The organism is Rufibacter sp. XAAS-G3-1, from assembly GCF_013623775.1.
GTDB lineage: Bacteria > Bacteroidota > Bacteroidia > Cytophagales > Hymenobacteraceae > Nibribacter.
Map to the genome: position 1 here is coordinate 555,013 of NZ_JABFAM010000005.1, position 12,757 is coordinate 567,769.

Annotated in this window: 9 protein-coding genes, 1 tRNA gene and 1 pseudogene; 4 read left to right on the forward strand and 7 right to left on the reverse strand. The window is 49.3% G+C overall.

From position 1 onward, the window contains the following. Nucleotides 1-373 precede the first annotated feature (373 nt). Both HHO50_RS06630 and HHO50_RS06635 read right to left on the reverse strand, forming a co-directional pair. Nucleotides 374-1,168, reverse strand: coding sequence for an alpha/beta fold hydrolase (locus tag HHO50_RS06630; protein ID WP_181305203.1), 795 nt, complete (start codon nucleotides 1,166-1,168; stop codon nucleotides 374-376). A gap of 770 nt (nucleotides 1,169-1,938) precedes the next feature. Further along, entirely contained in the window at nucleotides 1,939-3,057 is a 1,119-nt protein-coding gene (locus tag HHO50_RS06635; protein WP_181305204.1) for an NAD(P)/FAD-dependent oxidoreductase, read from the reverse strand. Nucleotides 3,058-3,215: 158 nt separating this feature from the next. On the opposite strand from HHO50_RS06635, the gene HHO50_RS06640 reads away from it, so the two are divergent. Beyond that, nucleotides 3,216-3,584, forward strand: a complete 369-nt coding sequence (locus tag HHO50_RS06640; RefSeq protein ID WP_181305205.1) for a T9SS type A sorting domain-containing protein — start codon at nucleotides 3,216-3,218, stop codon at nucleotides 3,582-3,584. 175 nt (nucleotides 3,585-3,759) lie between these two features. Here HHO50_RS06640 and HHO50_RS06645 read toward each other — a convergent pair. Continuing rightward, a tRNA-Arg gene (locus tag HHO50_RS06645) sits at nucleotides 3,760-3,831 on the reverse strand. Nucleotides 3,832-4,203: 372 nt separating this feature from the next. Here HHO50_RS06645 and HHO50_RS06650 point away from each other — a divergent pair. After that, a complete protein-coding gene (locus HHO50_RS06650; RefSeq protein ID WP_181305206.1) occupies nucleotides 4,204-4,404 on the forward strand; it encodes a hypothetical protein in 201 nt (66 codons plus the stop codon). A 444-nt stretch (nucleotides 4,405-4,848) separates the two neighbouring features. Beyond that, nucleotides 4,849-5,991 carry a DUF2652 domain-containing protein gene (locus HHO50_RS06655; protein ID WP_181305207.1) on the forward strand — a complete coding sequence of 381 codons (1,143 nt, stop codon included), beginning with the start codon at nucleotides 4,849-4,851 and terminating at the stop codon, nucleotides 5,989-5,991. Nucleotides 5,992-6,062: 71 nt separating this feature from the next. On the opposite strand, the gene HHO50_RS06660 is transcribed toward HHO50_RS06655, so the two are convergent. The 4 genes and pseudogenes from HHO50_RS06660 to HHO50_RS06670 all read right to left on the reverse strand — a co-directional run bounded on the left by HHO50_RS06660 (nucleotide 6,063) and on the right by HHO50_RS06670 (nucleotide 8,134). Next, on the reverse strand, nucleotides 6,063-7,250 hold the full coding sequence (locus tag HHO50_RS06660; protein ID WP_181305208.1) for a Pycsar system effector family protein: 1,188 nt from the start codon (nucleotides 7,248-7,250) through the stop codon (nucleotides 6,063-6,065). Nucleotides 7,251-7,425: 175 nt separating this feature from the next. After that, nucleotides 7,426-7,569, reverse strand: a pseudogene (locus HHO50_RS21225) (type II toxin-antitoxin system HigA family antitoxin); the annotation flags it as partial. A 30-nt stretch (nucleotides 7,570-7,599) separates the two neighbouring features. Then, entirely contained in the window at nucleotides 7,600-7,782 is a 183-nt protein-coding gene (locus tag HHO50_RS06665; protein WP_181305209.1) for a hypothetical protein, read from the reverse strand. Nucleotides 7,783-7,954: 172 nt separating this feature from the next. Then, complete coding sequence (locus tag HHO50_RS06670) at nucleotides 7,955-8,134, reverse strand: hypothetical protein (protein WP_181305210.1); 180 nt, start codon at nucleotides 8,132-8,134, stop codon at nucleotides 7,955-7,957. Nucleotides 8,135-8,980: 846 nt separating this feature from the next. Here HHO50_RS06670 and HHO50_RS06675 point away from each other — a divergent pair. Next, entirely contained in the window at nucleotides 8,981-12,724 is a 3,744-nt protein-coding gene (locus tag HHO50_RS06675) for a metallophosphoesterase (RefSeq protein ID WP_181305211.1), read from the forward strand. The last annotated feature ends 33 nt before the right edge of the window (nucleotides 12,725-12,757 follow it).

Sequence of the window (12,757 nt, forward strand, 5' to 3'; positions counted from 1 at the left end):
TTTGTCACGAGACAGCAGTCTCGCGCCAGTTTGTTTTAAACCTGTGAGGTCTTGGAGACCTCACAGGTTTCCGTATTTCCGGCCTGTTTTCTGCGGTGCCCTCGCTCCAAAGACTTCGTAGTGCGCAGACTTCGTAGCGCGCGCATCATTTCCTGCGATTGTCTCTGCCAAGGCCGTTTCAAGCCCGTTTTCCCAAAAACAGACCCAAAACGTAGGAGGTGACGTTGCTGTTCGGGATTTCCAATCCCGAAAGAGCGGGTAACAGCACTCCTGCCGTTTTCAGCTTGTTTTCCATAAAACAGCCCTAAAACGCATCAGCATCAGCCTTTCTCCCACGGAGAGGGGCTGATGCTGATGCGCTGGAAAATAAACGCTAGTGCTGGAGATAAGCCTCCATGGCCTTGATGGTTTCCAGCGGCGCGCTTAGGTGCGGGCAGTGTCCGGTGGCTTTCAGCTGCACCAGCGTAGAATCCTTGATGTTTTTATGCACGAACGCGCCTACCTCTACCGGGGAAATCATGTCATCGGCGCATTGCAGAATCAGAGATTTGGTCTGTAGGTGCGCCAGGTCGGCGCGGTTGTCTGACAGAAAGGTAGTGCGGGCAAAGTGTTTGGCAATGCTGGAGTTGGTGTTGCAGAAACTGTGCATCAGTTCTTCGCCCAGAGACGGCTGGTCTGGGTTGCCCATGATGAAGGGGGCGAACGTGCCCGACCAACCCATGTAATCGGTCTCCATGAACTCCAGCATGGCGTGAATGTCTGCGGGGTCAAACCCCCCTAGGTAGTCGCCGTGGTTGATATAGCAAGGAGACGGCCCAATCAAGACCAGTTTCTCAAAGAGATCCGGTTCCCGGATGGCGCTTAAAACCCCAATCATGGCACCCACAGAATGACCCACAAAAATTGGGTCTGTGAGTTCTAGGTGGTGGCAAATTTCTATAATATCATTGGCGTACCCCTGCAAAGAGGCGTATTTGGTATAGTCGTACGCCTTCAGGTCTGACTGCCCCGCGCCTACGTGGTCAAATAGCACAATTTTATAGTGTTGCTGAAAGGCAGAGGTGATGTAGCGCCACATGTTTTGGTCGCAGCCAAACCCATGCCCAAAAATCATGGCTTGTTCACCCTTTCCAAATATTTTCACATTGTTTCTTTGCACAGGATTCATAGTCTCTATGGGGTCTAAGGTTTCCCTAAGGGATAGAGAAACCGTTGAGTAAGCGGCGTCTAGTGGTGGAAGCATAAAATATTGAAGTATGACGGTTTCTTGGAAGGGGGTGCTGCAAAGGTAAATTGTTTAGGTGGATTTCTTTTAATACTCCAATTAAATTATTTAATGTTAATTATTCTCAATGAATTGTGTTTTTAGGGTGTTTTGCTGATTGTAGCGTTGGTGTTGGGCAGGAGAGGAGTTGAAAGCCCCTTTGCGACTTGCCTGCCGTGGTGCCATGGAATGATTTTGCCTTTTGCGGTGGCTTTGGGCTTGGTGGTGGTTTCCGTGGGCTGATGCCTGGGGCGGCGGCCTTTTTGCGTGGTCTATGCACTGTGTTGTTTCATTTCTACTGGTAAGCGCTCACGGCCGCGAGGCCCCGCCTTCCGCCCTTGCGCGGTGAGTTCCGCTGCCTTCGGCTAAAGCCTCGGCTGCCGGGCTCCGCCCGTCCCCGCAGACCTCTAGGCGCTCACCCGGGAGGCTGGCAACTGCAATGCGTAGCCAGGCCTCCCAGGTTTTCAAAAACCTGGGAGGCCTTCTGCAGAGACGCAGTATTTTGGGTCTCCCGCATATTCCAGATCCACGGCCCAGACTCCGCAGGCCTTCCAGACGCTAGGAGTTCTTTGAAGGGCAGCTTCCCTAAGGCTAGCTTGTTTCCAGCCTTGTTTTTGAAAAATGTGCCTGAAACAGAATGTTGCGCTGGGCAGAAGGATTGGATGATTCCTTTTTTAAAAAGGTTTGCCGTGCGTGTGGCGCATGATGGCTTTCACGGCACCCGGCACATGCTTCAGGCTGGCCACCGCCAGTTCAGACAGCACCGGTTGGCCGAACAGGCGTTGCACCAGGCGGCCGGTCTGCAGCCTGGCCCCAAACTGCCGCTGCCAGGCAGAGGAATAGTTGGTTTCCATCTGGGTTCTGGTTTGCCGCCCGTGCAGGAAAAGCAAGACCTGTTCAGAAAGAAGTTTGGCCGAATGAATAGCCATGGCCATCCCGTTTCCGCAGAGAGGGGTGATGAGGCCGGCGGCATCTCCGCTCATGAGCACATGGTCTTCCAGGCAAGCTTTGGGGGCGAAAGAAATCTCGTTGATGACTTCGGGCTGCGGGTACAGGAATTCACTATTTAGGAGTAAGTCGCGTAGCCAGGGGTTTTTGCTTAGTTCCTGGGTTTCCATTGCGGCAATGGTGCCGTGCTTTTTCAGGTTCTGGCGGGTGGTAAGATAGCAGAAGCAATACCGGTCTTCTTCAATAGCAGATACGCCCGCGTAGCCGTCAGAAAAGTTATGCAGCGCAATGAGGTGTTTAGGCAGTTGGGTGCGCACATGGTATTTCACGGCCAGGTACGGTGACCGCTCCTCAAAGAAAGAACGGTTAAAGCGCCGGTCTAAAGCACTGCGTTTGCCATACGCCCCAATCACCACGGGTGCCTGCAAGTGCTCTCCGGTAGAGAGCGCCACGGTGAAAGAATTGCCGTCAAAGTTCACCCCGGTGGCGCTCACCTGTTGCCTAAATGTCACGCCCTGGCGTTGGGCCAATTGAAATAAATAGTGGTCTAATCTGTACCGGCTCACGCCGAAGCCGCCTAGATCAAGGGGCGTCTGTAAAAAGCGGCCTGCCGGAGAGGAAAGCATGAAATGGGTTAAATGCGAAGGCCCTAATTCCTCTATATTCACCCCCAAACTATGCAGGAAAGGAAGCACTTCGTTGGACAGGTATTCTCCGCAGACTTTATGGAAAGGAAACCTTTTTCTTTCTACCAATGCCACTTCAATGCCTTGGCGTGATAATTGCAGGGCATTGACCAGGCCGGCTAATCCTCCTCCAATGACAATGACTTTGCGGGTTACCATAGGGTTTGGCTAAGATGTTGCTATTATTCAATTGCCGGTATTTTAAACAATTGATTTACGTATTTGTTCATTCCAAAATCCAAAACTAAGAGCTTGTCTTCATCGTTAAAAAGATAAAGTTGCTGTATTGCTTTGGTATTCAAGGATAAAGAAAACTCATGAAACACTTTATACTCTTATTTTTTATCTGTCTCAGCTTCTACGAAGTGCCTGCCCAGGTAAGAACCCGGCCGCTGCCCACCGAACAGACAAGCGAGGCAAAAACGGGCGCAGACAACCAGTCTATGTCTGTGTACCCCAACCCTACCAGCGGTGTGATCACTATTTCCTTAGAAGGTTTTGAAGGTAAGAAAACCGACCTCCGGATTATGAACGTGATAGGGAATGTTGTCTACCGTGAAGTGATCCAAGACCCCGCAGAGCGGTACATGAAGACCTTGGACTTGAATAAACTTTCTAAGGGCTTGTACTACGTAAAACTGGAGACCCCCACTTACAGCGAAGTTAGAAAAGTTATTCTTCGGTAGTTTTACGCAACTATGAAGAAAAGGGCAAAGCCATAGAGGTTCTGCCCTTTTTTTACTTTCCGGCCGGCGGTAGATGGGCCAGGAGGCACAAAGATTCTCCGCAATTCGCCTTTTAAAAACGGAATAAGAGAAGCACCGGAAGGCTGCTGTTTCTGTGCTAAGGAAAAGGAGAGTGTGGCCCCGTCAGGAATCGAACCTGAATCTAAAGTTTAGGAAACTTCTATTCTATCCGTTGAACTACGGGGCCTTTGGGAGGGTGACACAGCGTTACCTGAATTGCAAAAGTAAAGTAAAATTACTTGTTAAGAAATTTTATGGGCGTGAAATCCAATAAACTGTGCCTGCTTTGAGGGTTGTTTGGAAAGTATTCGGCTTTCAAGAGCCCTATTTGCAAAGATAAACGTCTGTATTATTCGCCAATACACAAGCTTTGCTTCTGTTTTAGCAGAAAATAATTTAAAATAAGGCAAGAATAATCAGCGTAATTTATTAATTAAGAAACACATTGTGTCTATTAATTCGTAGAGTAAATGAACAGACGCAATTGGCAGCTATATGCTGAATATTCATTGTAATTTATATATTTGCACCAGTTAAAATTTATAACCACCCATTCACTATGAGAGATCAACTTAAAAGCAAGCTTGACAAGATGCAAATGGAGGTAATCCGCGATTGCCAAAATGTAGAAGATGTTCAGTTAATGTTAGGTATTTTTAGCCAAATGAACGAGGCTTTAAACCAAATTCCAGATACTTTGAACAAGCCAAAAGGGGCCAAAAGAGGCCGTAAGCCAAAAAGCGCCGAAGCTAATTCCTAAGTAGGAATGTAAGTTAATTTGGGGGAGTGAGAGAGACCATGCACGTGGCTCATCACTCCTTTTTTGTTTATGGCCTGTTTTTGTGAAAAGAGGCTCAAAACAACCGCAGGTAATGACCGTTCCTTTTCCCCTGAATTTTCCTGGGGTAACGTCTACCCATAAAAGAACTTTTTCTACTGCCCAAAGCCAGGCAACACGCCATGGTTTACCTCCGCCAAATTCTTTTGCCTCCGGAATAAACCCTATTAGGCAAAAACCTCGCTGGTTTGGGCAGTGGTTTGGAGAGATAAGCCTAAATAAGTTCAGGAAAATCGAAAACAAGTGCGCCGGAAAGGCAAAGGAACACGCGGTATTCACGTATATGAGGCGTTGGCAGATAACCCGCCACCAGAGCACATAGGTTGAGTACTTCAACTGCATGGCTTCTGACTTAGATTGTATTCCATGGAGTCAACGGTAACCAATATTTCTTTAGCACCCCATGCGGCGGATGATTCGCAGCCCGCGCTGCTGTTCATTCCAGATATAAGCGGCTTTACCCGTTTCATGCATGAAAATGGGGTGCAGTACAGCCGTAACCTAATCGCTGACCTGCTGGAAATCATTATTGAGGCCAATATCCTGAACATGGAGGTCTGCGAGATACAAGGCGATGCCATCCTGTTCTACAAACTGGGCGATGCCCCCTCGGTAGACCAGATTGTAAGCCAGTGCAAACAGATTTTCCTTGATTTCCAGAATTACCTGCGCATTATGGAGCGAGATGATATTCTGGCCAGCCCCAAATTGTCAGAAAACAAGCTTACCCTTAAAGTGGTGGTGCACTACGGCCGCATAAGTGTGACCCAAATAAGAGATCACATCAAGTTAATGGGCACCGATGTGATACTGGCGCACCGCTTACTTAAAAACAGCATAGAAGGCTCAGAATACGTGCTCCTGACCGAAGGATACCTGAACACCCAGAACCCCGAGGCGGTAGCGCATAATTTTGAGTGGACTCAGCTCAAAGATGGGATGAACAGCTATGAGCACGTAGGAGACATCCATTACAAATATGCCTTTCTTACCCCCCTGCGCCTGCTAGTCACAGACCCAGAAGCAGAACACACGCACAAGCTGTACCCAAACACTTTTTCTTTAAAAGACCACATCAAAGCCCCGGTAGAGTTAGTGTTGCGGGTCATCCAGAATTACCGCCTGAAGCCCAAATGGATGCACCGGGTGAAAAGCGCGCGCTTTGATACCAAAAAGGTGAACCGTATTGGCACCAACTATTTCTGCGAAATGGAGAAAGGAGGGTCTATAGAAATGCAAACCTTGCAGAGCAAGATAAAGGCCGACAAAATAGAGGTAATTGAGAAGATGGCTAACTTTAAAATGTTCCCCAATTCTTTGATCTTCTACCATCTGTACCAGGAGCAGGAGGGAACCCAGCTCACCCTGGAGTTCCATTACAGCAGGGTGTCTGTAGGCGATTATTTCTATGACCATTTCGGCCGCAAACAGATCAAAGGATTCATGAAGGCATCACTGCACCAACTGAAGCTGCTTTGCGAGCAATTACATAAAAACAGGCAGAAATAGAAAGTAAAAGCCTAAAGCCAGAAGGGGCTGCCGTTGCATTACGGCAGCCCCTTCTGGCTTATAAAGAAAGGCTATTGGGCAATGGCAATCACAAAAGACACTACCGTTAAGATAATGCCTATCATGAAAATAGTGTACGAAATACGAAGAAGCCGGTACTTGTTCTTGAGCACGTCGCCCAGGTAATAAATATCAGTAATCATGTTGTTGTAGAGCGCGTTCTTGTCGCGCATAATGTCATGCATGCCGTTCTGGAAATCCTCCAACGGGATTTTAGTGAAATTCCCGAAAAACAGCAGGTTAATGCGGCGGCTGGTCAGTTTGTTGGGCCGTAACCGGAAGCTGGTCACCTCGGGCTGCGCCGAAATAATAGCGGAGATCACCGAAGCCAGCGTGGTAGCCAGCAGAATACCCACCGGAATCATCAGGATCGGGTTACGGGTAAACTCGGCGCCAATGATAGAAGATTTAGTACCCAGATAGGTGATGATGATGGACATGATAATGGCATTTAAGCTGATCATCATGTTGGCCTTGTTGTCTGCAATGGCGCTTAGGCTGATGTGGGTATCATAGGTGCTTTTGAACATGGTCTCAATACCACGTTTGGGCTGCGCCAGGTTCTCCCGGTTTTTCTTCTCCTTCCTTTTTTTCTTCTTGGAGAGCTCCAGTTGGTGGGTGCGCTGCTCCTGGATGTTTTTGCTGAGCTGCTTAGAGAATTTAGCCTGGGCCGGTTGCGTCCTGAAAGAAACGGAAAGCAGGAAGTCCAGCTGGTATTGCGCCCATTCCAGGTCAGAGAAGGTGCGGTTCAGGAAGATCTCCCATTCCACGCGCAGCAACTCGGCGGTAGCAAAAAACGTGTCTTTGCCAATATTGGCAATGTCAGCGTCTACCAGAATATCCTCCAGCAGATGATGCGTTACCTGGCCTTGTTTGGTGGCCAAGATGCAGCTGTTCACCTGTTCAATTTTCTCGGCCGGATACTCTTCTGCCTGCAAAAAGGCAGTGGCAATGTCTATGCTTTCTTCTTCATGGTTCTCATAGGTGGTAATGTAGCCGGTGTCATGGAACCAAGCGGCCAGCGTAAGTACCTCCATTTCTTCCGGAGACAGCGAATACCCTTGGGCAAGTTCCCTCGCCTCTTTTACCACCTCAAACGTGTGTTTGTAGTTGTGGTAAACCAATTTTTTTGATAGTTTCTCTTTGAAAAGCGTGAACACATAGTTGCCAGCTTTCCGGATGAGATCTTCGTTTTCCATAAAGTAGGTGAGAGCGATATTGCCCGTAGCACTTGTCTAGAAGCAGCGTACATGCTGCTTCTGCTATACTTGAATCCAAAGGTCTACAACGCGAATTCTGCCCTGAAGGTTAGCAGAATTCATTTTCAGGAGGCCAAAGTGCTTCATATCATCTGTGCCGCGCTGCGTTTTAGGCTTAATATTCTTGAATAAGCACGTTTGTAGGGATGTTCAAAGTCTTGTGAAGATTCCTAATCATTTCAAGTGTGAGTTTTCTTTTTCTGTTCAACACTTCGCTTACCCTGCTTTTAAAACCCAGAATTTCGGCTAAGTCTTTCTGCTAATTGTCTGCTTGCCCGTTTGTTCCAGATTACTTGAGCCATCTTGAGTTCCTTCTTTTCATCTCTTTGTGAGATACCCAAGCAGATTCGTCGCCTATTTCGCTCTCGCTGGCTAAAACCTCTTGTTTCTGTTCTTCAGATAAACCTTTCCATAGGCTGCCTTCTTCATAGTCCTTTCTGCCAGACAGAATCATGACTATATCTTCAAGCAACCGCTCATCAGTGGTCGTGTCTATTAATGAACCTGCTTAGAGTTTTTCATTAACCGGCATCTAAAGCAATTCCTCTGGTGCAAGTGTTCACTAATACCTTCATTTTTAGGCTGTTTTTATGAAAATAGGCATAAAACAGGAAGGTTGTTTGTACACTGGCACAAGCATCTGTTTATGCCGCCGTTTTTAGGCTGTTTTTAGGAAAACAGCCTAAAAACTCTAAACAGCTTCGACGGTAAATTATAGCAGAACCTACTTCTGAAAGCTTTACGCTTGCTTTTGTGCCTCTTCTACCGCTGCTTAATTGTGGTACTATCCACTCATTTATGCTATCTTCGCTTATAACTGCCATAGATTTAGGGGCTTGGTAAAAATGTCTTTGCAAACACTTTTACTACCCTATTTCTTTGTTAGTTCCTTAAACTCTAAACAGCTTCATTATCTACATCAATTAGAAAACTATTGGGTATGAGAGTCAAGGTTTGACGTACATGGTTCGGGAAGGTGGCTTGAATTTCTAAATCTGTTAATGTTGTATCCTCTTCTGGTTTCCCAGGCCAGTTTTTCCTGTTTTTTCAATTCAACAGTTTCTGCATTCACTTCTGCTTTTTCCACATCTCTGGCCTTGTCCACACAGGACACAGGATATTGCGAAAGCCGATAAAAATAATATGCTTTTTATATGTTTCATTTTCTTAGGCTTGCAACCCACTACCAGATATGCGTCACACCCATGTTGTATGACTTGTTTACATAAGTACAGCAACTGACCCAAAGGCCGGTTTGCTTAAATGAGGCGTCGCTTCCTCTGCCGTACTAATGTATACTTTTAGCTAATATACCATAAATCTACAGGCGGTCAAGGTAGCCGGTGTGCTCGCTACCTTTGCTCTTGGCATCACTTTCTCAAGAGAACCGTTTTAGGGCTAGTTTTCTGAAACCAGCCCTAAAACAGCAGGCTGCCTTCGCAAGCAGAAAAGAATGCTCTAAGAGAGCTGGTTGAAAATTTATGCTAACCTTGGGCCTGCTGCGTACGTCATAGGGGCAAATATTCTAAAGAAGCTATTTAGCGGGGGCTGGGATAATCCCTGAAGCCCAGACTCCGTATAAAGAGCAACTTTTGCGTCTCTGGGTTTTTCAATGCACCTCTTTTCGTAGTACGTGCCCGCAGAAGTAGAAAGCTTTGCACCTATCGTTCATGAAAAAAAAATACGTTTTACTCCTCTTTCCGCTTACTATGTTATGGTTGGTGCAGGCCTGTACCACCTCTAAACCTTACTATGGCCGCAATGTCCTCAACTGGCAGGAGCAAACGCCCAAAGACACCTCTGAGATTGTGTACAGCGTCTTTCTCATAGGCGATGCCGGTGCCCCGCTCACAGACAAACCAGACCCCACGTTAATGCACCTAAAGGCGCAGATAGAACAGGCCGGGGAAAAGAGCGCGGTGGTATACCTGGGAGACAACATCTACCACAACGGTTTGCCGGAGCCAGATGCCTATGACCGTAAAACCGCCGAAGACCGCATGAAGGCCCAGTTGGACATCCTCAAAGGCTACCAAGGCGAAAAGTACATGATACCGGGTAACCACGACTGGGGCGGCGGAAGCGGCACACCAGACGGCTGGGAGGCCGTGGTGCGGGAAGAACGCTTCGTGGAAGAATACCTCGCAGACAGCAACATAGTGGTAGGCAATGACTTCTTTGTGCCCGGCAACGGGTGCCCCGGCCCCTTTGAGGTACTCATTGAGGAAGAAATGGTCTTGATTGCGCTGGACTCCCATTGGTGGCTGCACCCGTATGACAAACCCTACGGCGATGACAGTCCCTGCGGTGTGGTAAATGAGGTAGACGTGCTGGTGCAACTGGAGGACATCATCGAGAAAAACAAAGGGAAGAATATTTTGGTGGTGGCGCACCACCCGCTGTTCAGCAACGGTATTCACGGCGGGTATTTTACCTTCACAGACCATTTGTTTCCGCTCACCATTCTCAGGAAATGGTGGGTGTTGCCGTTGCCCGTCATTGGTTCCATCTATCCGCTGGCCCGTAAATACGGCGGCATTGCCCAGGACATTCCGCACCCCACGTACCAGGCCTACATCAATGGGTTGATGAACATCTTCAATAAGTATGACAACATTGTGTACGCGGCCGGGCATGAGCACAACCTGCAGTACTTCAAACAGGGAAACCTGGCGCACATTGTGAGCGGGGCCGGTTGTAAAACGCAGCACATAAAAGACGGCGGGGAGGCGCTCTACGCCGAAAAAACGCAGGGCTACGCCCGAATCAACTATTACAAGAACGGGGAGGCATGGGTAGAGTTCTGGGCCAAAAATGACGACGACGTACCGGCCAGATTGTCTTTCAGAACGCCCATGTACGCCAAGGCCAAGCCCGTGGCCGAGCAGATTGCCATTTCTACCGAAGATTACAGAGACAGCACCATTACCATAGCCGCCAATACCACCTATGGGGCCGGGGGGATCAAGAATGGCCTACTGGGCAACCACTACCGGCAGGAATGGCAAACCCCGGTTACCCTGCCCCTGCTGGATTTGCAGCGCGAAAAAGGCGGCCTGGTGCCTTACCAGAAAGGGGGCGGAAAACAAACGTCCTCGCTAAAACTGCGCAATGAAGAAGGGCGCGAGTACACCTTGCGCTCCGTGAACAAAGACCCCACCAATGTACTGCCGGTGGCCCTGCAGAAAACCATCGCCCGTGATTTGCTGCAAGACCAGATTTCGGCGCAGCACCCGTACGGGGCACTCATTGCCGCCAAACTAGCCGATGCCGCCGGAGTGTACCACACCAACCCCAAACTGGTGTACGTGCCCAGTGACCCGCGCCTGCGCCAGTACCTGGATGAGTTCGGGAACACCGTAGGCTTTCTGGAGGAAGATGCCGACGAGGATCACTCAGACGTGGCCAGCCTGGGCAATGCCACCAACATTATAGGCACCGAGAAACTGCTGGAACGCAAGCGCAACGACCATGACAACCAGATCATAGAGCAGGAATTCGCCAGGGCGCGTCTCCTGGACATGCTCATTGGTGACTGGGATCGGCATGAAGGGCAATGGCGGTGGGTGGAAACCAGGTCTGGGGAAGATAATAGAACCTACAGACCCGTACCCGAAGACCGCGACATCGCTTTCTTCAAAGCCGATGGCTTTATACCCTGGCTTGCCAGCCGCCGGTGGGCGGTACGCAATATCCAGCACTTCGGGAAAGATTACGGCGATTACAAAGGGCTCAATCTAACCGCCCTTACTGTAGACCGTACCTTTTTGTCCAGCGTAACCCGTGCGCAGTGGATTGCCATGGCCAATGAGGTGAAAGCCTCCATGACCGATGCCGCCATTGAAGAAGCTGTGCGGCAAATGCCCCCAGAAGTATACCCCATTTCTGGCCCAGAACTCATTTCTAAGCTCAAATCCAGAAGAGATCTGTTGCCGCAGGTAGCCGAGAAATACTACCTGCACCTGGCCGAGGACGTGGACATTGCCGGGTCAGACAAGCGCGAGAAGTTTGAGGTGCGCCGTCTCTCAAATGAGGAGACCGAGGTGACCATGCGCAAAATCAACAAAGAGGGCAGAGTGTCAAAGGTGCTGTACCAGCGTCTGTTCCTGAACAAAGAAACCGAAGAAATCAGGTTGTACGGCCTGGGCGGCGATGACGTGTTTGAGGTCACCGGCAACGTGAAAAGAAGCCCCATGATTAGGATCATTGGCGGCGAAGGCAATGATTCCATCTCTGAGCAATCTGTGGTGTCAGGTGCCGTGCGCAAAACCAAGGTCTATGATTTCACCGAGGAGAAGAACGTGCTTGCCCTGGGGCCAGAAGCCGAGGACAAAACCGAGCCGTTTGAAGACGTGAACCTCTACGACCGCGACAATTACAAGATTCCTTACTTCGGCCCCCGCTTGTCTGTGGAGTATAACGTAGATGATGGTTTGTTCCTGGGCGGCGGAGTCGTGTACCGTAACCACAAATTCCGGAAACAGCCGTATGCCTCAGAGCATTACCTACGGGCCAATTACGCGTTTGCCACCAAGGCCTACAACATCAGGTATGACTCAGAATTCAAGCAGGTATTCAATGATAACCTTGATTTGGGGGTAAAAGCCGCCATTTTCGGGCCGCAGTACCAGATCAACTTCTTCGGGTTGGGCAATGAGACCGAGCAAACCCGTGATATCAAGGACTACCGCGTGCGCCAGAGAAGAATGATGGTGTCACCAACCATCAATACCAGCTTCACCCACTTCGTGCGAATGGGGATTGGGCCTTTCTATGACCAGTATCAGCTGCAGCATTACCCTGGCTCGTACATTGAAGAGGTTCTCCCGGAGGAAGCGTTCGGCACAGAGCGGTTCACCGGGCTAAGAGGGTACCTGAACCTGCAAGCCGTGAGTACGCCCATCAATCCGCGCATAGGGCTTAAATGGCTGAATGAGTTCTCATACACCCGTCAGCTAGGCGCAGAGAAAAGGAACTTTGGCCGCCTCAGCTCTGAATTCATGTTCTACATTGGGCCGCGCCTGCCGTTCCAGTTGACACTGGCGGCCCGGTTGGGCGGTGCCCATAATATAGGCGATTTCCCGTTCTACCAAGCCAATACCCTGGGCGGACTCACCAACCTGAGGGGTTACCGGCGTACCCGTTTTGCCGGGCGCAGCTCTCTCTACCAGAACACTGAGATACGGGTAGAGGTCTTCAAGTTCAACGTGTACCTGTTCCCCGGCAAGTTTGGGATAATGGGCTTGGTAGACCATGGCCGGGTGTGGGCCGATGGCGAAAACTCCAACAAAATACACCGGGGCGTAGGCGGCGGTATCTGGATTGACGTACTCAAGCAGGCAGTGGTCAATGCCACCTATTCTGCCGGCGAAGAAGATAAGCTCTTCAACCTGAACTTCGGCTTCTTGTTTTAATAGGTTGCCCCATCATCTTTTACATAACGCCTG